Source organism: Streptomyces sp. NPDC005863 (assembly GCF_042871345.1).
Classification (GTDB): domain Bacteria; phylum Actinomycetota; class Actinomycetes; order Streptomycetales; family Streptomycetaceae; genus Streptomyces.
In genome coordinates this window covers 14,374-39,726 of the sequence record NZ_JBIAII010000004.1, presented here as the reverse complement: position 1 = coordinate 39,726, position 25,353 = coordinate 14,374, and the positions used below count along the sequence as shown (strand labels likewise).

Genomic DNA, 25,353 nt, shown 5'->3' with positions numbered 1-25,353 from the left:
TTAATGTCGTCGGCTTTTCCTGGTCCGGTGGGCGGAGCGGCCCTTAGTGTTCCCCTGGATCTGGACGGATTCCCGTTCCTATACCCCTTTTCCCTCCTGTTGCCCGATGGCGCCCGTATCGGCGCGTACCCGTCATGACCGAGGAGAGCCCGCCTGATGACCGTTGACTCCAGCCCGGAAGCCCGGACGGCGCCGCCCAAGCAGTCCAGCCTGGGCACGACCGCCGCCCGCAACCTCGCCACCACGACCAAGTCCGCCCCGCAGATGCAGGAGATCACCTCCCGCTGGCTGCTGCGGATGCTCCCCTGGGTGGAGACCAAGGGCGGCGCCTACCGCGTGAACCGCCGGCTGACCTACACCGTCGGCGACGGGCGCGTGGACTTCATCCAGGACGGCGGCACCGTCCGGGTCATCCCGGGCGAGCTGGGTGAACTGGCCCCGCTGCGCGGCTTCGAGGACGAGGAGGTGCTCCGCGCCCTCGCCGACCGGTGCGTCCAGCGCGACTTCGAGACCGGCGAGACGCTGGTCCGGCGCGGCGCCCCCGCGGACCGGCTCCACCTGATCGCCCACGGCCGCATCGGCCAGACCACCGAGGGCCCGTACGGCGAAGAGGTCGAACTGGACGTGCTCGCCGACGGCGACCGGTTCGGGGACGACGCACTGCTCGACGAGGACGCCCGCTGGGAGCAGACGGCGACCGCCGAGACCTCCGGCACGCTGCTCACCCTGTCCCGCGAGGACTTCAACTCCGTGCTCTCCTCGGCGTCGAGCCTGCGCGACCACATCGAGGAGTACAAGTCGCGCGGCGACCGCCGGCAGAACCACCGCGGCGAGGCGGAGATCGCGATGTCGGCCGGCCACACCGGCGAGGCGGAACTGCCGGGCACGTTCGTCGACTACGAGGAGAAGCCCCGGGAGTACGAGCTCTCCGTCGCCCAAACCATCCTGCGCATCCACACCAGGGTCGCCGACCTCTACAACGGCCCGATGAACCAGACCAAGGAGCAACTGCGGCTCACCATCGAGGCGTTGCGCGAACGCCAGGAACACGAGCTGATCAACAACCGGGAGTTCGGCCTGCTCCACAACGCCGACTTCAAGCAGCGCATCCAGCCGCACGCGGGCCCGCCCACCCCGGACGACATGGACGAACTGCTGTGCCGCCGACGCGGATCCAAGTTCTTCCTCGCGCACCCGAAGACGATCGCGGCGATCGGGCGTGAGCTGAACGCGCGCGGCGTCTACCCCGACCATATCGACCTCGGCGGCCAGCAGGTCCCCGCCTGGCGCGGTGTGCCGATCCTGCCCTGCAACAAGATCCCGATCACCAAGGAGAAGACCAGCTCGATCCTCTGCATGCGTACCGGCGAGGAGAACCAGGGCGTCATCGGTCTGCACCAGACCGGCCTCCCCGACGAGTACGAGCCGGGCCTCTCGGTCCGCTTCATGGGCCTGAACGAGAAGGCGATCACCTCCTACCTCGTCAGCACCTACTACTCCGCCGCGATCCTCGTGCCGGACGCGGTCGGCGTCCTGGAGAACGTACAGATCGGCCGCTGGCCCAAGTAGCGGTCCCGAAGCGGTCCCGAAGCGGTCCCGTAGCGGCCCCCATAGCGGCCCACCTTCAAGGAGCCAGTGATGCCCGCGCCTGAGCCGACACCCCCGCAGCCGAGTGCGCCGGAGGCCGTCACCCCCTTCGGGGCGGACGTCCTCGCGGACGCGGCGGCCCGCGCCTGCGACATCAGGGCCGCGTTCGGCGGCCCGCCCGCCGCGCCCGACCTGCCCGCCCCTGCCGCACCACCCGAGGCCTCCGCCGCCGAGGCACCGGTCGAGGCAACGGCCGAAGTGCCGGCCGAGGTACCGGCCGAAGTGCCGGGTACCGGCGGCGGCTTGGCGCGGCTGCTCAGCGGCCCCAGCGGGATCGGCACCGCCGGTCTGCGGCTCGTCCCGCGCGAGGAGCCACCACCGCCCGCGCTGCCCGCAGCCACGCCGTCCGAGGCCGCGGTCGAGGGCACCCCGATCCCGGGCCTCTACCACCACCCGGTGCCCGAGCCGGACCCCGCGCGGGTCGAGGAGGTCAGCCGCCGGATCAAGGCCTGGGCCCTTGACGAGGTCAGCCTCTACCCCGACGACTGGGAGGAGGAGTTCGACGGCTTCCTGGTGGGGCGCTACATGGTGGGCTGCCACCCGGACGCCCCCACCGTCGACCATCTGATGCTCGCCACCCGCCTGATGGTGGCCGAGAACGCGGTGGACGACTGCTACTGCGAGGACCACGGCGGCTCCCCCGACGGTCTCGGCGAGCGGCTGCTCCTGGCGCACACCGCCCTCGACCCGCTGTACACCACACGGGAGTACCAGCCGCAGTGGGAGAAATCGCTCCACTCGGACGCTCCCCGGCGGGCCTACCGCTCCGCCATGGAGTACTTCGTCGAGGCGTCCAGCGCCTCCCAGGCCGACCGGTACCGGCACGACATGGCCAGGCTCCACCTCGGCTACCTCGCCGAGGCGGCCTGGGCGCAGCTGGACCACGTACCGGAGGTGTGGGAGTACCTGGCGATGCGCCAGTTCAACAACTTCCGCCCCTGCCCCACCATCACCGACACCGTCGGCGGCTACGAACTGCCGGCGGACCTGCACGCACAGCCCGCCATGCAGAAGGTCATCGCGCTCGCGGGCAACGCGACGACCATCGTCAACGACCTGTACTCGTACACCAAGGAGCTCGCCTCCCCCGGCCGGCACCTGAACCTGCCGGTGGTGATCGCCGAGCGCGAGGGGCTCTCCGACCGGGACGCCTATCTGAAGTCGGTCGAGGTCCACAACGACCTCATGCACGACTTCGAGGCCGAGGCCGCGGCCCTGGCCGCCGCCTGTCCGGTGCCGACCGTGCAGCGCTTCCTGCGGGGCGTGGCCGCATGGGTCGACGGCAACCACCACTGGCACCGGACGAACACCTACCGCTACAGCCTGCCCGACTTCTGGTAAGAGAATGGATACACCTGTGACCAGCACCGAACTCACCGCCACCCCGGCCACCGCCGCCACCCCCCTGCGCATCCCCGGCCCGGCGACGCCCTACCAGGGGGACATCGCCCGCTACTGGGACGGCGAGGCCCGGCCCGTGAACCTGCGTCTCGGCGATGTCGACGGTCTCTACCACCACCACTACGGCATCGGCGAGGTCGACCGGAGCGCGCTCGGCGACCCCGGGGACAGCGAGAGCGAGAAGAAGCTCATCGCCGAGCTGCACCGGCTGGAGTCGGCGCAGGCCGAGTACCTCCTCGGGCACCTCGGCGACATCGGACGCGACGACATGCTGGTGGACGCCGGTTGCGGCCGCGGCGGCTCGATGGTGATGGCGCACCAGCGGTTCGGCTGCAAGGTCGAGGGGGTCACGCTCTCGGCGAAGCAGGCCGACTTCGCCAACGGGCGCGCCCACGAACTGCGCATCCAGGACTACGTCCGGGCCCGCGTCTGCAACATGCTCGCCACGCCCTTCGAGACCGGGCAGGCCGCGGCGTCGTGGAACAACGAGTCGAGCATGTACGTCGACCTCGAGGACCTCTTCGCGGAGCATTCACGGGTCCTCAAGGTCGGCGGCCGCTACGTCACCATCACCGGCTGCTGGAATCCGCGGTACGGCCAGCCCTCGAAGTGGGTCTCGCAGATCAACGCGCACTTCGAGTGCAACATCCACTCCCGCCGCGAGTACCTGCGCGCCATGGCCGACAACCGCCTCGTGCCGCAGGCCGTCATCGACCTCACGCCCGACACGCTGCCGTACTGGGAGCTGCGGGCGACGTCCTCGCTGGTGACGGGGATCGAGGACGCGTTCATCAACTCCTACCGTGACGGGTCCTTCCAGTACCTGCTGATCGCGGCCGACCGCGTCTGAGCGACGGAACGACCGGGGAGGGCCCGACAGTCGCGAGCCCTCCCTCTCGCCTATGCCCTTTTGGGCCGCGTACGGGGCAGTCGCGTCGCCCCCGCCGCCGCGAGCAGGCAGAAGGCGAGCACCCACCAGAAGGTGTCGCCGAACGCCGACGAGATGTCCGTGGGCCGGGCGGACAGCCGGTTCTGCAGGACCACGGCGAGGGCGGCGGTTCCCACCGAACCACCCACCGTGTTCAGGAGGTTGAGGGCACCGGACGCCCGCGGCAGGTGTTCGGGCTCGATGCGGCTGTAGACGATGTTCATCACCGGTGCGCCGATCATCGCCATCCCGATGCCGCGCACCGCGAGCGCCGCGATGATCACCGCGTCGGGCGGTGCGTGGCCGAGCCGGGTGAACGGGACCGTGCCGGCGACGATCAGCACGATGCCGGTGACCACCAGGGTCCGCGGCGCCACCGTGTCGATGGTCCGGTTGACCAGGACCGATCCCGCTGCCGCCCCGAGCCCCTGGGGTGCGAGCAGCAGTCCCGCCTCCCACGGGGTCAGGCCCCGGCCCGTCTGGAAGTACAGCGGCAGCAGGAACGTCGTGCCGAACACCGACGCGCCCAGGACGAGCAGCGCGAGCGCGGCGGCACCGAACGGCGGCCGGGCGAACAAGCGCGGGTCGACCAGCGGTGTCCCTGCGGTCCGCAGCCCGTGCACGGTGAAGGCGGCCAGCATCGCCAGGCCCGCCACCACCCCGACGACGGCCGGCAGGGTGCGGCCGTGGGCCACCTCGGTCAGCCCGTAGACCAGGACGGCCAGACCGGGCGAGAGCAGCGCGGCGCCCCGGAGGTCGAACGCGGTGCGCCGCGGCGAGGGCGGCACGTCGGGCACGTACCGGCGGGCGAGGGCGGCCGCGACCAGGCCGATCGGCAGGTTGACCAGGAACAGCCACGGCCAGGACGCCACCCCGAGCAGGGCGCCGCCGACGAGCGGGCCGAACACCGGTGAGAGCAGCGGGACGACGGCGACGACGCTGATCACCCGGCCGGTGCGGTGCCGTCCCGCGACCCGGGCCAGGAGCGCCTGTCCGGTGGCGGGCAGCAGCCCGCCACCGAGGCCCTGGACCACCCGGAACACGATGAGCGCGGCCGCCGACCACGCCAGCGCGCAGAGCAGCGAGCCGAGCAGGAACACGCCCACGGCGGTGAGCCAGACCCGGCGGCCGCCGAACCGGTCGGCCAGCCAGCCGGAGGCGGGCACCGCGCCGACGACGGCCAGCAGATAGGCGGTGCTCACCCACTGGATGTCGGCGACGGAGGCGTCGAACTCCTTGGTCAGGCTGTCGATTCCGACGCTGACGATGGTGGCGTCGAGCGTCGCCATGAAGGTGCCGAGCACCAGGATGAACGCGATCCGCAGCAGGTCCCCGTCCACCCGTTTGGGCGGTGGTGCGACGGCGCCGGTCATCGCACCTCCAGGAAGGTGCTGACGTCGTCGTCGAGGTGGCGGTCCAGGGAACGCAGCAGGGCGACGAGTTCGTCGGCAAGGCCGTCGACGTCCACTCCGGCACGATGGGCGAGGACACCCGTCCAGCCGTCGCCGTCCGGCATGACCGTCAGGGTCACCGGGTGGTGGGTGGACTCGCGGAACCGGGTGCCGACGACCGTGAGGCCGGGGGCAGGCTCGCGGAGGCGGTCGGGGTCGACCGGGTAGTTCTCGAACACGACGAGGCTGTCGAAGAGCCTGCGCCGCCCGGTCAGCCGCTCCAGGTCGGAGAGGGCGACGTGGTGGTGGTCGACCAACGCCCGCTGTCGGGCCTGGAGTTCGGTGAGCGTCTCCGCGAGGGTGCCGGCGAGCCGTGCCCGTACCGGAACGGTGTTGGCGAGCAGGCCGACGATCTCCTCGACGCCCGCCAGCTCCGGAGGGCGGCAGGCGACCATGGCGCCGAAGCAGACGTCGGTGCGGCCCGAGCGCCGAGCGAGCAGGACCGACCAGGCACCCTGCACCAGCGTGTTGCGGGTCAGTCCGCGGCGTGCGGCGAGCCGGCCGAGGTCGGCCACCAGCTCCGCGTCGAAGCCGATGAGCGTGGGGTCCTGCCAGGCCGGGCCTGTGTCGCTCCCGGCGAGGTACGCACCCTCCGGCAGGCCGTCCAACTCGGCGGCCCACGGCGCGAGTTCGGGTTCGTGGTCGGCGCGCCAGCGCAGGTAGTCGCCGAACGGCACGGGGGCGGGCAGGTCGGGGGCCGTGCCGCGGACCCGCGCGGTGTAGAGGTCGAACAGCTCGGTGAGGATACGCGGCGCCGACCAGCCGTCGGAGAGCACGTGGTGGCTGGTCATGACCAGGTGCGATCGCCCGGGCCCGGTCCGGATCACCGTGAGCCGCAGCAGCGGGCCCGCGGCGAGGTCGAACGGCTCGGCCAGGTCGGCCGCGAGGACCGCGTCGGCCGGTCCGTCGACGACGCGGAAGGCCGGCGTCGGCGACTTGGGGATCACCGCGAGGTCGGCGGGGAAGACGGCGCCCAGGTTGGGGTGGCGGGCCAGCAGGTCGGCGCCCGCGCCGCGCAGGGCGTCGATGTCGAGCGCGCCCGCCAGGGAGAACGTCGACTGCACCGTGTACGGGTCGGGGCGCTCGGTGCGCGAGTGCCTCAGCATCACTTCCTGGAGCGGGGTGAGCGGCTGGATCTCGGCGACCGCCCGATTGTGGTCGAGCGCGGAGATCTCCGGTGCGGCGGCGAGGTCGAGGAGGGCGGCCCGCAGGCACTCGGCCAGCTCCGCGATCTCCTCGGCGGTGAACAGCGCGGCGGGCCAGGTGATCCGGACGCCGAGTGCGTCGTCGCGCACCAGGGCGTTGACCATCAGGCCGTGCGGCAGGGGGAGTTCGCCGGTGCCGCCGGAGCCGAGCGGGTCGGCGTCCGGGGCCGGCTGCCAGGGGGTCTCCCGGGACGGTGCGCCGGGGAACTGGCCGAGGTAGTTCCAGGCGACCTCGGGCTCCACCGGGTCGAGCAACCCCGCCGAGGTGAGGATGCCGTGCCCGAGCGCGTCTCCCTGGGCGCGCAACCGCTCCCGGACCGCCCGCACGTCGTCGTCGGCGTGCAGCCGTGCCGGGTGGACGGCGGTGAACCAGCCGACGGTCTGCGAGAGGTCGACCTGGTGCGGTCGTCCGTGGCTCTCCAACGCGACCAGCACCTCCGGCGCGCCGCGCCACTCCCGTACCGCCCGGGCGAGCGCCGTGAGCAGGACCGCGTCCGGGGTGCTGCGGTGGGCGGCGGGCAGGGTGGTGATCAGGGCACGGGTCGACGCGGCGTCGAGGCGGAGCTCGTGGTGGCGTGCCGTCGCCACGGTGTCCCGCGCGGGGTCGAGCGGGCGGGCGGCGAGCGGCCGGGTGGCGGTCATCCGCCGCCAGTGCGGCAGTTCGGCCCGGCGGTCGGCGTCGCGCAGCGTCCGTGCCCAGCCGAGGAAGGACTCGCCGTGGCGGGCCGGGGCGTTTCCGGCGTGGGCGTGTTCCAGGTCGTCGAGGAGGATGCGCCAGGAGACGCCGTCGACGACGAGGTGGTGGGCGATCAGGACGAGCCTGCCCGGGCGTCCGGGCCCGGCGTCGACCCAGACCGCGCGCAGCATGGGGCCGGTGCGCGGGTTCATCGCCGCGCGGGCCGCGGCGACGTGGGCGTCGATCACCGGACGCGGGTCGTCGTCGGTCGCCCGTACGCAGGTCAGTACGTCGGCGCCGGTCACCGTGCCGGCCTCGGGGATGTGCAGGGCGTCGTCGGTGAGGCGGGCGCGCAGGACGTCGTGCCGGGCGAGGAGGGTGTCGAGCACGGTGTGCCAGGTGGCGGAGTCGCCGCCGGGCGGGACGCAGATCTCCGTCCACTGGCAGAACCCGTCCGCCGCAGCTCCGGCCCAGCGCAGCAGGTCGCGCATGATCGGGGTGAGCGGCGCGTCGCCGGTGGCCGGCGCCTCCCCCGCCTGAAGGGCGCGGGCGCGGGCCGCGATCCCGGCGACGGTCAGTCCCTCGAACACGTCGCGTGCGGTCAGGCCGAGGCCTTGGCGCCGGGCGCGCGAGACGACTTGGAGCGAGACGATGCTGTCGCCGCCGATGGCGAAGAAGTCGTCGTCGGGTCCGACGGCGTCGGTGCCGAGGACGTCCCGGAAGACGTCGAGCAGCACCGCTTCGGCTTCGGTCGCGGGCGCGCGCCGTGCGGCGGTCGCCGTCTCGGGGGCGGGCAGCGCGGTGGGGTCGAGCTTGCCGCTGGGGCTGAGCGGCAGCCGGTCGATGGGGACGAGGACCGTCGGCACCATGTGGTCGGGGAGCGCGTCGGCCAGGTACGCGCGGACCTGTGCGGTGTCCGGGTCGGCGCCGTCGGCCGGGATGACGTAACCGACGAGCCGGCCCTCGCGCACGATCACGGCGCAGGCCCGTACGTCGGGGTGGCCGGTCAGCGTGGACTCGATCTCGCCCAGTTCGACGCGGAAGCCGCGGACCTTGACCTGGTGGTCGGCGCGGCCGAGGAACACGAGTTGCCCGTCGGGCCGCCACCGCACCAGGTCGCCGGTGCGGTACATCCGCTCGCCGGGCGGTCCGAACGGGTCGGCGACGAACCGCTCGGAGGTCAGGCCGGGGCGACCGAGGTAGCCGCGGGCGACGCTGGGCCCGCCGAGGTACAGCTCGCCCGTCACACCGGTGCCGGTGGGCTGGAGTCCGCCGTCGAGCACGTAGGCGCGGACATTCGGGTCAGGCAGCCCGATCGGCAGCGGGCCCTCGTCCTGCGGGTCGTAGTGCCAGGTCACCGAGTTGATGGTGACCTCCGTCGGGCCGTACGCGTTGAAGAGCGCCCGGCGGCCGCGTCCCCAGCGGCGCGCCAGCTCGGGATCGAGCCGCTCGGCGCCGACGACGAAGAACACGTCGGGGTCGACGGTGCGGTCGTCGGGCATCGCGGCGAGGAACGACGGCAGCAAATTCACTCCGGTCACCCGGTGTTCGGCGATGTAGTCGAGGAGTTCGTCGCCGGGGACGCGCACCTCTTCGGGGGCGATGACGGAGGTGCCGCCGGACAGCAGCGGCACCATGGTCTGCCAGAACGCGACGTCGAAGCCGGTCGACGCGAAGTGCAGATAGCGGTCGTGCTCGGTGACGCCGACGACCTCCTCCTGGAGGGCGATCAGGTCGGGGACGCCCCGGTGGGTGACGCAGACGCCCTTGGGCCTGCCGGTGGTGCCGGAGGTGTAGATGACGTACGCGAGCGCGTCGTCGGTGAGCTTCGCACGGGCATCGGCCGGGTCGGTGTCGGGTACGGAGGCGAGGGTGGCCGGGTCGTCGAGGCGCAGGACCGGGATCTCGCGGGCGACGGGCAGTTCGGCGCCGGTGGAGACGACGGCGGCGGGGTCGATGTCGTCGAACATGAACGCGAGCCGCTCGCGCGGGTAACTCGCGTCCATCGGCACGTACACCGCGCCCGCCTTGGCCACGCCGAACAGGGCGACGGTCATCTCGACGTCGCGGCCGAGCAGGACGGCGACGGGGTCCTGGGGCCGCACCCCGTGCGCGATGAGCGCGTGGGCGAGCCGGTTGGCCCGCCGGTCGAGCTCGGCGTAACTGAGGCTGCGGTCGCGGCAGACCAGGGCCTCGGCGTCGGGCTTGCGGTCGACCCAGGCGGCGAACTCCGTCAGCCAGTGGCCGCGGGTCTTGGCGGGGACGGTCTCGGTGCCGGTGCGCAGGATCCGCCCGCGTTCGTCGGCGTCGAGCGTGGGCAGCCGGAGCGCGGGGCGCGCCGGGTCGGCGACGAGTTCGCGCAGCAGGGTGTGCAGCCGGCGGCCGTGGTCGCGCACGGTGGCGGCGTCGAAGGCGCGCGGCTGGTAGCCGAGGCCGATGGTGATCTCGTCGTCGGGGATGACGATGACGGTCAGCGCGTAGTGCGTGGCGTCGGTGATGTCGACGCCTGCGAGGTCGAGGCCCGGGGCGAGCGGGGTGCGCTTCCGGCTGGACAGCGGGAAGTTCTCCATCACCAGCATGGTGTCGAAGAGTTCGCCGACGCCCACCGCCCGCTGGATCTCGGGGAGTCCGACGTGGTGGTGCTCGGCCAGCGCGACGCTCTCGGCGTGCACCTGGGCCATGAGGTCCCGGGCGGTCTGGTCCTGGGTGTGCCGGACGCGGACCGGGATGGTGGTGCCGAGCTGGCCGATCATCGACTCCACGCCGTCGACCTCGGCGGGCCGCCCGGAGACGGGGCAGCCGAAGACGACGTCGCGGCAGCCGGTGAGCCTGCCGAGGAGCAGGCCCCAGGCGGTCTGCAGGACGGTGGTCAGGGTGACGCCCTGTTCGCGGGCGAAGGCGCGCAGCCGGGCGCTGAACTCCCTTCCGAGCGCGACGGTTTCGCGGCCGGGGCGCTGGACGCCGCGCTCGACGCTCGCGGGCGCGAGGCGCGTCGCGTCGTCGACGCCGGCCAGCGCGTCCCGCCAGGCGGTGAGCGCCACGTCGTGGTCGCGCCCCGCAAGCCAGTGGAAGTACTCGGACAGGGGCGGGGCGGCGGGGGCGGCGGGGCCGCCGCTCAGCTCGGCGTAGAGGGCGAGCAGGGCGCGGCCGACGAGCGGCATCGACCAGCCGTCGAGCAGCGCGTGGTGGTTGGTGATGACCAGCTTGTGCTCGGCGGGCCCGACGCGGGACAGCAGGAAGCGGATCAGCGGAGGGCGTGCCGGGTCGAAGGGGCGTTCCAGTTCGGCGCGGGCGGCCTGCGGGAACCGGTCGTCCTCGCGCCAGTCCAGGGCGATGTCGGCGGGGACGACCTGGACGACGTCGTCCCCCGCCGTGGCCAGGTGGACGCGCAACGCGGGGTGGCGGCGCAGCAGTTCGCGGGCGGCCTCGGCCATCCGGCCGGGTTCGAGGTCGCCGACAAGGGTGGTCACGGCCTGGACGACGTAGACGTCGGCGTCCCGGTCGTCGCGGACGAGGGTGTGGAAGGAGAGGCCGACCTGCAGCGGGGTGGCGGGCAGGACGTCTGCGATGCGGCCGATGCGGCCGATGCGGCCGGTGCGTTCGATGGCGTCGATGGCGGCCTGGTCGAGGTCGACGTGCGGCAGGTCGGAGGGGGTGAGCCCGCCGGAGGTGTGGCGCGCGTGCTCGGCCAGCGCGTCCAGCGTCGCGGTCCAGGTGTCCCGCAGGGCCGTCACGGTGGCGGCGTCGAGCACCTCGGAGGCGGCCGTCCACTCGACGGCGAGCCGGGGCGCGCCCTCCTCGTGGACGAAGCAGTTGAGGGCGAGCACCTGCTCAAGTGCCTTGGCGCCGGGCTCGGTCACCGAGAAGGCGTCGCGCTCGGGCAGCCGCCAGCCGGTGCCGGGCAGGGACCCGAACCGGCCGAGGTAGTTGAGCAGGACGTCCGGGGGCGGCACGGCTCCGAACTCCGGGCGGGTCAGCGGGTCGAGGTGGCGCAGGACGCCGTAGCCGATGCCGCCGTCGGGGACGGCGCGCCGGGCCTCCTTGGCCGCGCGCAGCGCGCGTCCCGCCTCGCCCTCCATGGGCACCCGCACCGGGTACTCACAGGTGAACCAGCCGACCGTACGGGACAGTTCGAGGTGTTCGCGGCCGTGGCCCTCCATCGAGACGGTGACCGCGTCCCCGGGCAGGCCCCAGGCGTGCAGGGTGAGGGTGAGGGCAGCCAGGAGCACCTCGTCGACGCCGGCGCGGTAGGCCGCGGGCAGCGTGGTGAGGAGTGCCTCGGTGGTCTCCGGCGAGGCCACGGTGGTCGACCGGCGGGCGGTCGAGACGGTGTCGCGTGCCGGGTCGAGGGGGCGGGCGCCGAGCCGGGCGGCGGAGCCGAGGGCGGTCCGCCAGTGGTCGAGTTCGCCGCGTCGCGCTCCGGACTCGCCCTGGGCGTCCAGGTGCAGGGCGTGGCGGCGCCATGAGGTGCCGGTGGGTTCGAGGGCGGCGCCCGTGCAGGCCGCGTACAGGTCGGGGAGCAGGATGCGCCAGGACACGCCGTCCATGGCGAGATGGTGGACGACGACGACCAGCAGGTCGGCCTCGTCGTCTTCGGTGCGGATCAGGGTGGCGCGCACCAAGTCGCCGGTACGTGGGTCGAGTTGACCGGCGAGGCGTTCGGCCACGGTGGTCGTGTCCGCGCCGTGCACCTCGTCGACGACGGCGCGTACGGCGCCGCGGGGCAGCACCTCCAGGCCGCCGCCGGGCAGCACCTCCAGGCCGTCGTCCACGCGCAGCCGCAGCGCGTCGTGGTGGTCGAGCACGGCCTGGACGCCCGCGACCAGGTCGGCGCGGTCGAGTGCGTCGACGCTCAGGGCGGTCCACTGCGCGTACCCGGCGACGACGTCGACGTCCGGGTGCGGGTCGAGCAGGCCGCGCACGATGGGCGGCGCGGGGACCGGCCCGGTCGGCTCGGTCGACTCGGTCGAGTTGTCCGGGGGCTCGGCGGCGTCCTCGACGAGCCCGGCGGACGCGGCGAGGGCGGCGAAGGTGCGGCGGGCCAGGAGGTCGCGCGGCCGCAGGTCGAGGCCCTTGGCCCGGAGCCGGCTGCTGAGGGTGATGGCGGTGATGCTGTCGCCGCCGAACGCGAAGAAGTCGTCGTCGACGCCGACCCGTTCGACCTCGAACACGTCGGCGAGTACGGCGCACAGCAGCCGCTCCCGTTCGGTGCTCGGCTCCCGGCCGCCGCCGAAGGAGGCGGGGGCGGGCAGGGCGGCGCGGTCGAGCTTGCCGTTGGGGGTGAGCGGGAGCGAGTCGAGGACGACGACCGCCGCGGGCACCAGGTGGTCGGGCAGCCGTTCGGCCAGCAGGCCGCGCACCGCGTCCCCGGTGAGCGAGGTGGACACCACGTAACCGATGAGGCGGGAGGAGCGGAGGGTGGCGGCGGCCGCGGTGACGCCGGGCAGCGCGCCGAGTGCGGCCTCGACCTCGCCGGTCTCGACCCGGTGGCCGCGGATCTTGACCTGCCCGTCGGCGCGGCCTTGGTACTCCACGCCCCGGCCGGGCACCCAGCGGGCCAGGTCACCGGTGCGGTACATCCGCTCGCCCGGCGCGCCGAAGGGGTCGGCGACGAACCGTTCGGCGCTCGCTCCCGCCCTGCCGAGGTAGCCGCGGGCCAGGTGCGGTCCCGCCAGGTACAGCTCACCCGTGCGCCCGTGCGGCACCGGCTGCAGGGCGCTGTCGAGGAGATGGACGCGGGTGCCCGCGAGGGGGTGGCCGATCGTCGGGTTGTCGCCGTCGATCCGTGCGGTGGTGGCGTCGACGGTGGCCTCGGTGGGCCCGTAGAGGTTGCGCGCGGTGACCCCGGAGTCGGCGATCCGCCGCCACAGGGCGGGCGGGGTGGCCTCGCCGCCGAGGACGAGCAGCGCCGGCCCGCGCTCCAGGAGCCCGCCGTCGATCAGCGGCGCGGCCATGGAGGGCGTGGTGTCCACGATGTCGATGCCGTCGCGGTCGTACGCGGCAAGCAGCGCGTCGGCGTCGCGGACGGTGTCGGCGTCGTAGACGTGCAGTTCATGGCCGCACAGCAGCCAGACCAGGTGATCGAAGGCCGAGTCGAAGGCGAACGAGTAGGTGTGGGAGGCGCGCAGGCGCCGGCCGGCGGCGCGTGCGGCCTCGGCGACGACCGTGGCGCGCTGGTGGTGCAGGAGCGAGGCGAGTCCGCCGACCCGGCCGAGCACGCCCTTGGGCCGGCCGGTGGACCCGGAGGTGTGGATCACGTAGGCGAGGTGTTCGGGGTGGCGGGGCGCGGCCAGTTCGGCGGCGGTCAGCGGCGCGCCGGACAGGGCGGCGGCCTCGTCGAGCAGGGTGTGCCAGGGCAGCCCGTCGACGGTGTCGGTGGCGGTCAGGACGAGGGCGGGGCGGGTGTCGTCGAGCAGGTCGCGCAGCCGCCCGGCGGGGTGGGCGGTGTCCAGGGGCAGGAACGCGGCGCCCGCGTCCATGACGGCGAGCAGGGCGGTCACCGAGTCCGCGGAGCGCGGCAGGGCCAGCGCGACGACGTCCTCGGCCCCGATGGAGCGGGCCCGCAGCGCACGGGCGACGCGGTGCACGCGGTCGGCCAGCGCGGCGGCCGTCAGCCGGTGCTCGCCGCAGACCAGTGCCGTGCCGTCGGGGTCGGCGGCGGCCATCGCGTCGAACGCCGTCGGCACGTCGACGGGTGTGCCGGGCAGGGCGGGCGGGCACCGGTCGGCGAGGAGCCGGTCCGCGTCGTCGGCCAGGGCGATGCGTCCCACGGGCAGGCCGTCGATCAGCCGGGAGAGCAGGGTCCGCAGCCCGGCGAGGAGGGCATCGACGGCGGCCTGGTCGTTGGTCCGTGCGTCGACCTCGAAGCCGAGGAGCAGTCCGCCGTCGCGTGCGGGCAGGACGCTCAGGCCCATGTCCTCCGGCGGCCCGCCCGCGACGTTGCGCATCACGCCGCTCGCCCCGGCGAAGTCGAGGGCCAGGTCGAAGGCCTTGAGGTTGATCCCGCGGCCGTGCAACAGCGCGCCCGCGCCGGGCACGCCGAGGTCGCGCGGCAGGTCCTCGCCGCGGTAGCGCTGGTGGTCCCGCATCTCCTTCAGGACGGTGGCGGCCCGGCGGCTCAACTCGCCGAGCCCGTCGCCGGGTTGGACGCTCATCCGGACCGGGAGGATGTTGACGGCCATGGCGGGGGTGCGCAGTTCGACCGAGCCGGCGCGGCACATCAGCGGAAGGGCGAACACGATGTCGGTGCGGCCGAACATGCGGTGCAGGAAGGCGGCGTAGCCGGCGATCAGCGCCTCGCCCCAGGTGACACCCTGCTCCTCGGCGTAGGCGCGCAGCCGAGCCGTCTCCCCGGGCGAGAGGGCGGCGCGGGCGGTCAGGGTGGCGCCGGGCGCGCCGGCGGCGGCGTCACTGTCGCCGAGGTCGGGCAGCGGGGTGAACCGCTCGACCCAGTACGCGCGGTCCTCGCGGGCCCGGTCGCTCGCCCGGTAGGCGGTGTCGGCGGCCACGAAGTCGGCGAAGCCGCCGAAGGTTGAGGGGCGCGGGTCGGTCCCTCGGACCAGGGCGGTGTACCGGGCGGCGGTGCGGCGGGCGAGCATCGCCGCGGTGTAGCCGTCGAAGACCAGGTGGTGGCCGAGCTGGGTGTACCAGACCTCGCGGTCGGAGAGTCTGATGACGGTACGCGCGTACAGCGGCCGGTCCACCATCTCCCGGCACGCCTCGCCCACCCGGGCCCGCTCCGCGTCGACGAGGGCGTGGGCCGCGGCGACGGGGTCGGCCTCCCCGCTCACGTCGACCACCCGGGGCGGCGGGACCGGTTCCTGGCCCACCTTCTGGCGCGGCCCATCGGGGGTGTCGTACACCCGCAGCCGCAGCGTCTCGGCCTCCTCGGTGGTCGCCCGGACGGCCTCGACGAGCGCGCCGACGTCGACGGGATCGCCGCCGGATATCTCCACCACGTCGCCGACGACGTAGTACGGCGAGTCCGGCTCCAGGCGCTGGGCGTTCCAGATGCCGATCTGGGCGCCGGTCAACGGGAGCAGGCCGTCCGAGGAGACGCTTGCGGTGCTCAACTCATTCTCCTTGCAGGGTGGGGACGACCATCGGCGTATCGGTCACCGGGTCGGGGACGATGACGCTCGGCAGGTCGAAGACGTCCTTGATCAGGGCGGCGTCCACGATGTCCGTGGGGTCGCCCTCCGCGGCCACCCGGCCGTCCTTCATGGCGACGAGGTGGTCGGCGTAGCGGCACGCCTGGTTGATGTCGTGCAGGACGGCGATGACGGTGCGGCCCTGGTCGCGCAACGCGGCCAGCAGGCCGAGCAGTTGGTACTGGTGGGTGATGTCGAGGAAGGACGTCGGCTCGTCGAGCAGCAGATAGGGGGTCTCCTGGGCGAGCACCATGGCCATCCACCCCCGTTGGCGCTGTCCGCCGGAGAGTTCCCGCACCGGCCGTTCGGCGAGGTCGGTGACGCCCGCGGCGTCCATCGCCGCGGTGACGGCCTTCTCGTCGTCGGCGGACCACAGCGCGAGGAGCGACTGGTACGGGAAGCGGCCCCGGCCGACCAGTTGGCGGACCTTGATGTCGTCGGGGGCCTGCGGGTCCTGCGGCAGGAAGCCGAGCTGCTTGGCGAGGGCCTTGGCCGGGTGGGCGGAGACCTCGCGGCCGTCGAGCTCGACGTGGCCGCTGTCGGGGCGCAGCAGCCGTACGAAGGCCCTCAACAGGGTTGATTTTCCGCAGCCGTTGGGGCCGACGACGGCGGTGAACGCGCCGTCGGGGACGTCGAGGCTCAGCCGGGTGGAGACCACGCGGTCCCCGTAGCGCAGGGTGAGGTCCCGCGCGGTCAGGCGTGCGGTCATGCGCGTACCCCCTCCTTGGTCAGCGGGCGTGCGGTCATGCGCGCCTCACCTCCTTGGTCAGCAGCCAGATCAGGTAACAGCCGCCGATCGCGGTGCTCACCACGCCCACCGGCAGCGCGACGGGCGCCAGCAGCATCTGGGCGATCAGGTCGGCGCCCAGGAGAAGCACCGCCCCGGTGAGCGCCGCGGGCAGCAGCGGGACACCGGCCGCTCCGGCGAGCCTGCGGCCGATCTGCGGGGCGGCGAGCGCGATGAACGCGATCGGCCCGGCCACCGCGGTCACCGTCGCCGTGCAGCCGACGCCGACCAGGACCATGACGAGGCGGAGCCGGTCGAGGCCGACGCCGGTGGTGACGGCGACGGCGTCGCCGAGCGACGCCTGGTGCATGGCGTGCGCCCGGGTGGCCATGAGGGCGAGCAGCACGCCGATCACCGTGAACGGGATGCCGAGGTCCGACCAGCCGACGCCGTTGAGCGACCCGGCGCTCCAGCCGACCGCCGCGATCGCCACCTCCAGGTCGGCGCGGAGCACGATCCACGAATTGACCGCGGTCACCATCGCGTTGACGGCGATGCCGATGACGACGAGACGCAGTCCGGAGAAGCCCCGGTCGAAGGAGAGGAGGTAGATGGCGGCCGCGACGACGAGCCCGCCGGTCACGGAGCCGACGGCGAGTTGGGCGGAGGTGCCCGACAGGGCGGTGAGGGCGACGAGGGCGCCGGTGTAGGCGCCCGCGTCGAGGCCGATGACGTCGGGGCTGCCCATCGGGTTGCGGGTGAGGTTCTGGAAGAGGGCTCCGGCCACGCCGAGTGCGGCGCCGAAGACCAGTCCGGCGAGTACCCGCGGCAGCCGCCAGTCCGAAATGACGACGGAGGGTTCCGCGCCGCTCAGTGCGGAGAACACCTCGTCGGGGGTGGACCAGGACGCGCCGTAGCAGAGTCCGGTCAGGGCCAGGGCGAGCATCAGGGGGACCAGGACGGCGACGAGCACCACCGTGCGGCATTCGGCCCGCACTCCGCGGATGTGCAGCACGCTCACAGCGACCCCGCCCCGTACCGGCGGACGGCCCAGATCAGCATGGGTCCACCGAGGAAGGCGGTGACGATCGCCACCGGCACCTCACCGGTGGGCAGCAGCACGCGTGAGCCGATGTCGGCGATCAGCAGCAGGATCGGCCCGAGGACCATGGAGTAGACCAGCAGCCACGGCACCGAGCCGCCGGCCGGCCTGCGCACCAGGTGCGGCACGATCAGGCCGACGAACAGGACCGGCCCGGCCACCGCCGTCGCCGCCCCGCTCAACACGGTGATCAGGACGAGGGCGAAGGCCCGTACGCGGACCACGCTCGCGCCCAGGGTCTGCGCCACGTTCTCGCCGAGCGCCAGCGCGTTGAGCGCCCGGCTCAGCAGCAGGGCGCCGAGCAGGGACACCGCGATGGCGGTCAACGGCCATGCCAGCGGGGCCTGTTCGCGGGACGCGAGCGAGCCGACCGACCAGAACCGGTAGACGTCGAAGGTGTCGGGGAGCATCAGCCGCAGCCCCAGCGCGATGCCGCCGAGCACCGCGGTCAGCGCCACGCCGGTGAGTACGAGGCGCAGCGGGGAGCGGCGCCCGACGGCCGCGACGAGGAGCGCGGCGAGCACCGAGCCGGTGACCGACCAGCCCAACTGGCCGGTCTGCCCGGCGGCGAGACCCAGTCCGGAGCCGACGGTGATGGCGAACCCGGCGCCCGCGGTGACCCCGAGGATGCCGGGTTCGGCCAGCGGATTGCGGGCCAGCGTCTGGATCAGCGCGCCGGCCACCGCGAGGGCGGCGCCCACCGCGACGGCGAGCAGCGCGCGGGGCGCGCGGACGTCGCGCACGATCACGTGGTCGTCGGTGCCCCGGCTGTCGACGAGGGCGCGGACGACCTCGGTGGGCGCGATGTGCCGGGCGCCGACGCCGACGCTCAGCACGGCGACCACCACGAGCAGGACGACCCCGCCGGCGAGAAGGGCGATCTGCGGTCCGATCCGCGGTCCGGCCCGCCGGGTTCCGGGCGCCTCGGGGGCGCGGCCCGCGACGGTCACCGCTTCAGGAGCGGCGCGAACGACGTGTCGATCGCGTCCAGGGTCCGCATGGCCTGGCCGTACGTGGCGGCCTCGGTGTAGCGCAGCGGGAAGGTCTTGCCGGCCTTGACGGCGGGCAGGTTCTTCCAGAGCTTGGAGTCCATGACGTACTTCACCGGCTGCGGGACGCTGCCGTCGGCGTTGACCGAGTACGTGATGGCGTCGGCCTCGCCGAGCGCGTCGGGGAGCTCTTCGAGGGAGGGGTACTCGCTGACGGCGCGCGAGCCGGGCCCCTTTTTCTTGACCTTGCCGTAGTACGTCGCGCCGACGTCCTCGGCGATGTTGGTGCCCCAGGAGCGGCCGAACTCCCGCTGCCAGGTGCCCTTGGCGCTCTCGCCGTACGCGCCGACGTGGCCCAGCTTCAGCTGCGGGAGGACCTTGCGGTACTTCTTCGCCAGCTTCGCGGCCTTGGCCTCGTAGGTGTCCTTGATGGCGTCGAACTTCGCGAGCCCGCCCGCCGCGTCGGCCTGCTGACGGGACTGCTGGCGCCACATGGACGGCACGGTCGGGCCGATCGCCACCACGGGTGCGATGGACTCGAGACGCTTGACGTCGACGTCGCCGAGGGCCGGCTTCGGCACGCCGATCACGATCAGGTCGGGCTTTGCCTCGGCGACGGCCTCGTAGTTGGTCTCTGCCGCCTGTTCGCCCGCCACCTTGGGGAGCTTCTTGTACGTGGCGAGGTCACGCCCGCTCATCATCGGCTCGCCGCGCTTCCACGACGAGACCCCGACCAGCGGCACATGGGCCTCGATCAGGACGGGCACGGCGTACCCGGTGGCGACCACACGCTGCGGGTCGGCGGGGATCTTGATCTTGCCGTTGTCGGCGGCGAACACCCGGGTCGACCCCTTCCCGGAGTCCTTCGAGCCACCGTCCGACGACCCGCACCCGGTCAACGCCAGGGCCAGCGCCACGGCTCCGATCAGCCCCGACGATCTGCGTATGGACATACATGCACTCCCTGTTGCTTAGGTAAGGCTAACCTTAGTTGATGTTTTTGAGAGACAGGACCCCCCGGGGTCCGAACCCGTTCCGCCCGCCCGGCCGTACGGTCAGCGGTCCCGGCCGGTCGGCCGTGGGGTCAGTGGTCGTCCTCGTCGAAGTCGGCGACGCCGCGCTTCCAGTAGCCGGTGATGTCGTGGTCCGCCTTGCCGAGCCCCAGCTCGTCACGGACCCAGCGGCGCAGCGGCTTGATCTGTCCCGCCTCACCGGCGATCCACACGTACAGCCGCTCCCCCTCGGGCACGGCCACCGCGGTCACGGCGCGCTCCAACGCGCCGCCGGTGCCCGCCGGGAGAGCTCCCCGGTGCAGCCAGTGCACGTCGAAGCCCTCGGGCGCCGCGAGCTCGATCTCCTCCGCCGCGCCGGCGACTTCGACGAAGGCCCAGCCCTTCGCGGTCCGGGGCAGCTCCTCAAGGCGGCGGGCGATGGCGGGCAGGGCGGTGAGGTCGCCCGCGAGGAGGTAGCGGTCGTAGGCGTGCGGGACGATCAGGCCGCCGGGCGGGCCCGCCACGTGCACGCGTGCGCCCGGCTCGACCTGGTGCGCCCAGTCCGAGGCGAGTCCACCGTCGTGCGGGACGATGTCGATGTCGAGCTCACGGGCGGCCGGGTCGTACCGGCGCACGGTGTACTCCCGCGAGGTGGGGGCGGGCCGCGGCCAGCGCAGCATCGACCCGTTCCGCTCCGGCAGCCGCAACGAACCGTCCGGCTCGGGGAAGATGAGTTTCACGTGCTCGTCCGGCGCGTGCGCCTCGAACCCCTCGACGCCCGCGCCGCCCAGGGTCAGCCGCAGCAGACCGGCGCCGACCATGGCCGTGCGGACGACCTCGGCCTCCCGCAGGCCGATCGGGTAGGCCACCTTCTCGGCGTGCGGCCCTTCCCGCACCTCGGCGATCCGCTCCAGGTGCCGGTGCCGGTGGTCGACCCGCCTCATGCGGCACGCCCCGTCAGGAGCTCGGTCCAGTGGGCCAGTTCGGGCTGCTCGGCCAGGTCGGGGAACTCCAGCGACCCGGCACCCGCGGCGCGCCACCGCTGAACCAGCGTCATGATCCGCACCGAGTCGAGCCCGAGGTCGAAGAGGTCCTCCCCGGGCACGATCTCGGCGGGGTCGCAGTCGAGCAGCTCCGCGATGTCGGCGCGGACACGCTCGGGCGACAGGGTCTGGCTCATCGGACGGCTCCTTGTGGCTGTACGGGCATACGGGGATGGGGATACGGAGGCACGGGGATACGGGCATACGGGCATACGGGCATACGAGGGCACTCCCCCACACGGCGCGGGCGAATAAGGCAGCACCGAACAGCGCAGCCGCGCTCCGCCCCCCGCAGCCACTCAGGCAAGGCTAACCTAACCTACGCGCGAGAAGGGCGTGAAAAAGGGGAGGCACACCCTGTGACCTCCCCTGACTCCACACCTCGCCACCGCGTCACATCGCGGCGCTCACCGGCCTGTTGACGGTACGAGGCGGGACGGCGACTCCCGCCGCCGCACCACCCGTAACCGTCAAGCGTCCTTCCCCACGTCAAGATCACGGAGCGCGTTGTCGACGACCTCGGTGAGGGCCGGGTGGATCCACAGCGGGCGTTCGGCCAGCTCCCGCGCCCCCAGCCCGAAGGTCATGGCGAGGACGAAGGACTGGATGAGGGTGGCGGCCTGCGGACCCAGCACATGCGCGCCGAGCAGGCGTCCGGAAGCGCGGTCGGCGAGGACCTTGCAGAAGCCCTGCGTGTCCTCCAGCGCCCAGCCGTACGCGACGTCCTCATAGCGGCACGTCCCGATCGCGTAGTCCAGGCCCTGCTCCGCGGCCGCCTGTTCGGTGAGGCCGACCTGGGCGATCTGGGGGCGGGTGAAGACGGCCGAGGGCACCACGTCGTACGACATCGTGCGCGGCTCCTCGGGGTGGAGGAGGTTGTGCGCGACCACCTCGCCCTCCCGGTTGGCCACGTGCTTCAGGGGCGGCCCGGGGACGATGTCGCCGAGGGCCCACACGTTCCCGGCGCTCGTGCGCAGTTGCTCGTCGACCTCGATCAGACCGTCGTCGTCGCAGGTGACGCCGGCCCGGTCCAGGTCGAGCCGGTCACTGTTCGGCGTGCGCCCGACGGCGACGAGCAGGGTGTCGGCCTCGATGACCGAGTCGTCGTCGAGCGTCAGCCGCAGCGCCCCGGGGCTGCCCTCCACGCGGACCAGTTCGCGGCCCAGCCGCAGGTCGTGGACGGGGCGCACGATCTCGGTGAACGCCGAGGCGACCGAGGTGTCCTGCTCGGCGAGGAGCTTGTCCCGCTTCTCCACGACGGTCACGGAGGTGCCCGCCGCGTGGAAGACGTGGGCCAGCTCGGCGGCGATGTAGCCGCCGCCGAGGACCACCATGCGCCGCGGCACCTCGTCGAGCCGCATCACGGTGTCGGACGTCTCGTAGGGCAGCCCTGATTCGGCGACCACGGGCGGCACCACGGGGCGCCCGCCCGCGGCCACGACGATCCGGTCCGCGCTCACCGGCACGGGCCCGCCCGCCGTATCCACCAGGAGTTCCCGCTCGCCGGTGAACCGCGCGCGCCCACGGTAGACGGTCACGAAGTCGTCGTCGCGGCGGCCGTCCTCGCCGTCCCGCGAGGTGGCGTCGAGCCGCCCGAAGACGCGTTCCTGGACGTCCGGCCAGGCGATCCCCTCCAGGTTCGCCCGCACGTCGTGCCGGCCGGAATCGCGGACCGTGTCGGCCACCTCGGCCGTCACGGCGAGCATCTTGCTGGGGATGCAGCCCGCGTTGAGGCAGGTGCCGCCGAAGGGTCCCTCCGCGACGAGGGCGACGTCGAGGTGCGCGAAGCGGTCGTCGATCACCGCGTTGCCGGTGCCCACGCCGAGGACGAGAAGATCATGGTGTCGCATATGCGGAGCGTATCCAGGTATGCCGCTCGCACACCTCTTGTACGCACCTGCCGGCTGGACGCACCTACCGGCCGCACGCACCTACAGGCCGCACGCACCTACAGGTGGCGCGGCGGGCTGTTGCGGATCACCGAGCGGCGGGCCCACAGCGCGCACCCCAGGAGCACGAGCCCGGCGAACGAGTACACCCACGCGTTCGTCGTGCCCGTGGCCGCGCCGATCGCCCAGGCCAGCGACCACAGGGCCAGCAGGACGCACAGACCCGTCCAGGCCACGCCCCACATCCGCTCGCGTGCCTCGAGTCGCTGCGGCGTACCGCGTTCCATCTCCCCCATGGCGGGCGGACCACTGTGCTCTTCATGCGTCGTCATACTCCGTCGCATGCCCCGGACTCCGTGGCCCAACCTCTGCGGCGCGAAGGGCCAACTCCCGCCGCAGCGTGGTCAGTCCACGTCCGACCGGGCCTGTCCCATCGCGAGCCCGTCGATCCAGTTGATCGACGCCGTACTCGTGTCGGTGCCCCAATAGGTGCCCCAGCGCGGCTTGTTGCCGAGGTCGTCCCAGGTGCGGGCGCCGGTGCGGGAGGCGATCTCCCGTCCGTCGAGGTAGACGGAGAGCTTCCCGGAGCTGCCCGAGCTGGTGGTGATGCCGAGCTGGATCGCGTGCCAGGCTCCGGCCGACCACGCGGCGGAACCGATGGGCGTCCACACCTCGCCGGGCGCGACGTACCAGACCTTCAGCTTCCCGTCCTCCACCTTCATGATCACGGGATAGTTCTGGCTGTGCTGGTCGTTGGTGCCGTTCGACTTCCACTGGAAGACGGTCTGGGCCTCGCCCGTCTTGGTCATCGAGTCCCAGCCGAACCAGTAGGTGCCGCCCTCCCGCCAGGGGTACTCGCCGGACGCGATCCGCACGTTGTGCGCCTCACAACGCGGCACGCCGATAGGCTTGTTGAACTTGAAGATGTCGCCGCGCGAGCCGCCCCAGTTGTCGACGGTGACGCTCCCCGGCGACTCGCACAGGGTGGTGCCGAACACGCCGAGTCCGTTCGAGGCGTCACCGTCCCACAGCACGCCCTTGGTCGCGCCGGCCCTCGCGCCGTGCTCATGGGCCGGGGCACCGCTGGACTCGGGGGCGGCGAGGGCCCAGGCGGCGAGGACGGCGACGGCGACGCCGCCCGCCGAGATCAGTGTCTTCCCGGTACGGTGCACGGCTGCTCCTGCGCGTAGGGAGGTGACGGATTCGGCCACCGGCCGAGAATGGCACCGGCCCTCGGGGACAGCAAGCGCTTTCACACCGGAGACGGCGACCTTCACAACTCCGGTACGCACAACGCGAACGGCGTGCCACCGCGCAACCCGACCGGCGCGCCACCGCACAACCCGAACGGCGCGCCACCGGAGTACCGATGACGCGCCGTCAGGTCCACTGTCGGGTCGGCCGGCCGCAGCTCCGGCCCTTCCTCACAGATGCCGCGTGACGGCCTGCTGCGCGCTCTCGGAGATCGAGCGGACCGTCCCCACGGCCCCCTCCGCCGCCCCGCTCAGCGCGTCCACGGCGTCGCGCCGGGCGCGCCGGGCGGTGCGCCGGCCCGTCACCGCGGCGGCGCGGCCGCGGTAGGCGACGGACGGCTTGCCGTGCGTGTCGGCCGCCGCGATCAGGAGTCCGCCGAACAGCGAGACGTTCTTGATGAACTGGGTGCGCTGGGCGGCCCGCTGCTCGGGGTCCTTCTCCTTCCACCAGGCGTGCCCGGCCAGCGTCGTCGGCACCAGCGTGCCGGCCAGCGCGAGGGCGGCCACCCGCGGCACCCGACCGGTCGCGAGCATCAGCCCGGCGCCCAGCTGCACCGCACCGTTGATGCGGACCAGCTTCTCGGGGTCCTCGGGCAGCCAGGAGACCCGGGAGGCGACGGGGGCCGCGAGCGGCTCGACGGCGGGTGCCGCGCGCTCCGGGTTACGGAGGGTTTGCGCCCCGCCGGTGACGAAGACGGAGGCGAGCATCGGACGTGCGCATTTCCTGAGAACAGCCATGTCGTTCGGCTTCCCGCAAAGGCCGCCTCCAGACACGTTTTCGCGCCGAACGGGTCACAGGGCCGCGCTCCCCCGTCGTCCGCACGGAGCCGACTCTGGGTACGGGCGCGGCTACGGGGTACGGGAGCAGCAACCCGACGACAGCGACCCATCCGCCGCCACGGCGGTGAGAACCCGGGAGGACCTCATGGCCGGACTGATCGCACGCCTCAAGGCCTACAGCCGCACCCCGCAGGGCCGGCAGACCGTCGACACGGTGCGCCGCGCCGCCGCCGACCCGCGCAAGCGCGCGCAGGCCCGTTCGCTCCTCACGCGGCTGCGCGGACGCCGCCACTGACGCGACGCCGCTGACCCGCTGATCCGCTGATCCGCCGCCAGTGATCCGCCGCCCTCGTACGGGGAACCGGGCGGAGGCCGATGAGTCTTCCGCGATGAGTTTCTCCACGTCCCGGGGTCTTCAGGGATAGTTGGTGCACCGGGCCGGACCGTCGGCCTCCAGGGCGCCGACCGACCGTGCCCCGGACACCCGATCCACCCAGGAGAGCCCATGCGCACCCTCATCAGCACCGCCTTCGTCTCGCTCGACGGCGTGGTGGAGGCCCCGGGCGGCGAGCCGGGCTACCGGAACTCCGGGTGGACGTTCAAGGACGTCGAGTTCCTCCCGGAGGCGTACGAGATCAAGGGCCGGGAGCAGCAGGAGGCCGCCGCGATGATGCTGGGCCGGGCCAGCTACGAGGCGTTCAGCGCCGTCTGGCCCGACATGGCGGATTTCGCGCGGTACAAGGTGCTGCCGAAGTACGTCGTCTCCACGACCCTCGACGAGAAGGACCTGGTGGAGAACTGGGGCGAGACCACGATCCTGCGCTCGCTGGACGACGTCGCGGCGCTCAAGGAGACCGAGGGCGGCCCGATCATCGTGCACGGCAGCGCCGCCCTCAACCGGAGCCTCTCGGACGCCGGCCTCATCGACCGCTACCACCTGCTCGTCTTCCCCCTGCTGCTCGGGGCGGGCAAGCGGCTGTTCAGCGACACGGACAAGGACGCCCAGAAGCTGCGCCTGGTCGAGCACGAGGTCTACGCCAACGGCCTGCAGAAGAACGTCTTCGACGTCGTCCGCTGAGGCCCGGACGACCGGAGACCTGAACGATCGGAAACTCGGAGA

The 25,353-nt window shown here is 73.1% G+C and carries 17 protein-coding genes; 5 read left to right on the top strand and 12 right to left on the bottom strand.

What is annotated here, in order from left to right:
• Nucleotides 1–156 precede the first annotated feature (156 nt).
• From ACFYO9_RS16450 to ACFYO9_RS16440, 3 genes are all read left to right on the top strand, one after another.
• A complete protein-coding gene (locus ACFYO9_RS16450; RefSeq protein ID WP_358778955.1) occupies nt 157–1,569 on the top strand; it encodes a family 2B encapsulin nanocompartment shell protein in 1,413 nt (470 codons plus the stop codon).
• A gap of 69 nt (nt 1,570–1,638) precedes the next feature.
• Nucleotides 1,639–2,988 carry a family 2 encapsulin nanocompartment cargo protein terpene cyclase gene (locus ACFYO9_RS16445; RefSeq protein ID WP_358778956.1) on the top strand — a complete coding sequence of 450 codons (1,350 nt, stop codon included), beginning with the start codon at nt 1,639–1,641 and terminating at the stop codon, nt 2,986–2,988.
• 16 nt (nt 2,989–3,004) lie between these two features.
• On the top strand, nt 3,005–3,898 hold the full coding sequence (locus tag ACFYO9_RS16440) for a geranyl diphosphate 2-C-methyltransferase (RefSeq protein ID WP_355819628.1): 894 nt from the start codon (nt 3,005–3,007) through the stop codon (nt 3,896–3,898).
• A gap of 50 nt (nt 3,899–3,948) precedes the next feature.
• Here ACFYO9_RS16440 and ACFYO9_RS16435 read toward each other — a convergent pair whose 3' ends face one another.
• The 12 genes from ACFYO9_RS16435 to ACFYO9_RS16380 form a co-directional block, all read right to left on the bottom strand.
• Nucleotides 3,949–5,349 (bottom strand): MDR family MFS transporter, encoded by a 1,401-nt coding sequence (locus ACFYO9_RS16435; RefSeq protein WP_358778957.1) that lies wholly within the window; start codon nt 5,347–5,349, stop codon nt 3,949–3,951.
• Nucleotides 5,346–15,380, bottom strand: a complete 10,035-nt coding sequence (locus tag ACFYO9_RS16430) for an amino acid adenylation domain-containing protein (RefSeq protein WP_358778958.1) — start codon at nt 15,378–15,380, stop codon at nt 5,346–5,348. The genes ACFYO9_RS16435 and ACFYO9_RS16430 overlap by 4 nt, the downstream gene beginning before the upstream one ends.
• 1 nt (nt 15,381) lies before the next feature.
• Nucleotides 15,382–16,167 carry an ABC transporter ATP-binding protein gene (locus ACFYO9_RS16425; RefSeq protein WP_358778959.1) on the bottom strand — a complete coding sequence of 262 codons (786 nt, stop codon included), beginning with the start codon at nt 16,165–16,167 and terminating at the stop codon, nt 15,382–15,384.
• Nucleotides 16,168–16,201: 34 nt separating this feature from the next.
• Nucleotides 16,202–17,131, bottom strand: coding sequence for an iron chelate uptake ABC transporter family permease subunit (locus ACFYO9_RS16420; protein ID WP_358708076.1), 930 nt, complete (start codon nt 17,129–17,131; stop codon nt 16,202–16,204).
• A 71-nt stretch (nt 17,132–17,202) separates the two neighbouring features.
• A complete protein-coding gene (locus ACFYO9_RS16415; RefSeq protein WP_358778960.1) occupies nt 17,203–18,237 on the bottom strand; it encodes an iron chelate uptake ABC transporter family permease subunit in 1,035 nt (344 codons plus the stop codon).
• On the bottom strand, nt 18,234–19,229 hold the full coding sequence (locus ACFYO9_RS16410) for an ABC transporter substrate-binding protein (protein WP_358778961.1): 996 nt from the start codon (nt 19,227–19,229) through the stop codon (nt 18,234–18,236). Before ACFYO9_RS16410 ends, ACFYO9_RS16415 begins: the two co-directional genes overlap by 4 nt.
• Nucleotides 19,230–19,360: 131 nt before the next feature.
• Nucleotides 19,361–20,212, bottom strand: coding sequence for a siderophore-interacting protein (locus ACFYO9_RS16405; protein WP_358778962.1), 852 nt, complete (start codon nt 20,210–20,212; stop codon nt 19,361–19,363).
• Nucleotides 20,209–20,448, bottom strand: coding sequence for a phosphopantetheine-binding protein (locus tag ACFYO9_RS16400; protein ID WP_358707383.1), 240 nt, complete (start codon nt 20,446–20,448; stop codon nt 20,209–20,211). Before ACFYO9_RS16400 ends, ACFYO9_RS16405 begins: the two co-directional genes overlap by 4 nt.
• A 333-nt stretch (nt 20,449–20,781) precedes the next feature.
• The gene (locus ACFYO9_RS16395) at nt 20,782–22,161 is read right to left on the bottom strand and encodes a mycothione reductase (RefSeq protein WP_358778963.1); all 1,380 of its coding nucleotides are present in this window, start codon (nt 22,159–22,161) and stop codon (nt 20,782–20,784) included.
• Between the two features lie 98 nt (nt 22,162–22,259).
• The gene (locus ACFYO9_RS16390) at nt 22,260–22,532 is read right to left on the bottom strand and encodes a hypothetical protein (RefSeq protein WP_358778964.1); all 273 of its coding nucleotides are present in this window, start codon (nt 22,530–22,532) and stop codon (nt 22,260–22,262) included.
• A gap of 72 nt (nt 22,533–22,604) precedes the next feature.
• A complete protein-coding gene (locus ACFYO9_RS16385) occupies nt 22,605–23,372 on the bottom strand; it encodes a heparin lyase I family protein (protein ID WP_355819655.1) in 768 nt (255 codons plus the stop codon).
• A 252-nt stretch (nt 23,373–23,624) separates the two neighbouring features.
• Nucleotides 23,625–24,191, bottom strand: coding sequence for a DoxX family protein (locus ACFYO9_RS16380; RefSeq protein ID WP_355819658.1), 567 nt, complete (start codon nt 24,189–24,191; stop codon nt 23,625–23,627).
• Between the two features lie 187 nt (nt 24,192–24,378).
• On the opposite strand from ACFYO9_RS16380, the gene ACFYO9_RS16375 reads away from it, so the two are divergent.
• Both ACFYO9_RS16375 and ACFYO9_RS16370 read left to right on the top strand, forming a co-directional pair.
• On the top strand, nt 24,379–24,528 hold the full coding sequence (locus tag ACFYO9_RS16375; protein ID WP_355819660.1) for a hypothetical protein: 150 nt from the start codon (nt 24,379–24,381) through the stop codon (nt 24,526–24,528).
• A gap of 210 nt (nt 24,529–24,738) precedes the next feature.
• Nucleotides 24,739–25,311: a dihydrofolate reductase family protein gene (locus ACFYO9_RS16370; protein WP_355819662.1), complete on the top strand. Its 573-nt coding sequence runs from the start codon at nt 24,739–24,741 to the stop codon at nt 25,309–25,311.
• Nucleotides 25,312–25,353: the final 42 nt, after the last annotated feature.

What these genes read in the sequence shown, in the direction of transcription:
- ACFYO9_RS16450 (WP_358778955.1), top strand. Translation starts at nt 157, where the DNA reads ATGACCGTTGACTCCAGCCCGGAAGCCCGGACGGCGCCGCCCAAGCAG.
- ACFYO9_RS16445 (WP_358778956.1), top strand. Translation starts at nt 1,639, where the DNA reads ATGCCCGCGCCTGAGCCGACACCCCCGCAGCCGAGTGCGCCGGAGGCC.
- ACFYO9_RS16435 (WP_358778957.1), bottom strand. Translation starts at nt 5,349, where the DNA reads ATGACCGGCGCCGTCGCACCACCGCCCAAACGGGTGGACGGGGACCTG.
- ACFYO9_RS16425 (WP_358778959.1), bottom strand. Translation starts at nt 16,167, where the DNA reads ATGACCGCACGCCTGACCGCGCGGGACCTCACCCTGCGCTACGGGGAC.
- ACFYO9_RS16420 (WP_358708076.1), bottom strand. Translation starts at nt 17,131, where the DNA reads ATGCTCGCCCTGGCCCTGACCGGACTCTGCTACGGCGCGTCCTGGTCC.
- ACFYO9_RS16410 (WP_358778961.1), bottom strand. Translation starts at nt 19,229, where the DNA reads ATGTCCATACGCAGATCGTCGGGGCTGATCGGAGCCGTGGCGCTGGCC.
- ACFYO9_RS16405 (WP_358778962.1), bottom strand. Translation starts at nt 20,212, where the DNA reads ATGAGGCGGGTCGACCACCGGCACCGGCACCTGGAGCGGATCGCCGAG.
- ACFYO9_RS16400 (WP_358707383.1), bottom strand. Translation starts at nt 20,448, where the DNA reads ATGAGCCAGACCCTGTCGCCCGAGCGTGTCCGCGCCGACATCGCGGAG.
- ACFYO9_RS16395 (WP_358778963.1), bottom strand. Translation starts at nt 22,161, where the DNA reads ATGCGACACCATGATCTTCTCGTCCTCGGCGTGGGCACCGGCAACGCG.
- ACFYO9_RS16390 (WP_358778964.1), bottom strand. Translation starts at nt 22,532, where the DNA reads ATGACGACGCATGAAGAGCACAGTGGTCCGCCCGCCATGGGGGAGATG.
- ACFYO9_RS16380 (WP_355819658.1), bottom strand. Translation starts at nt 24,191, where the DNA reads ATGGCTGTTCTCAGGAAATGCGCACGTCCGATGCTCGCCTCCGTCTTC.
- ACFYO9_RS16375 (WP_355819660.1), top strand. Translation starts at nt 24,379, where the DNA reads ATGGCCGGACTGATCGCACGCCTCAAGGCCTACAGCCGCACCCCGCAG.
- ACFYO9_RS16370 (WP_355819662.1), top strand. Translation starts at nt 24,739, where the DNA reads ATGCGCACCCTCATCAGCACCGCCTTCGTCTCGCTCGACGGCGTGGTG.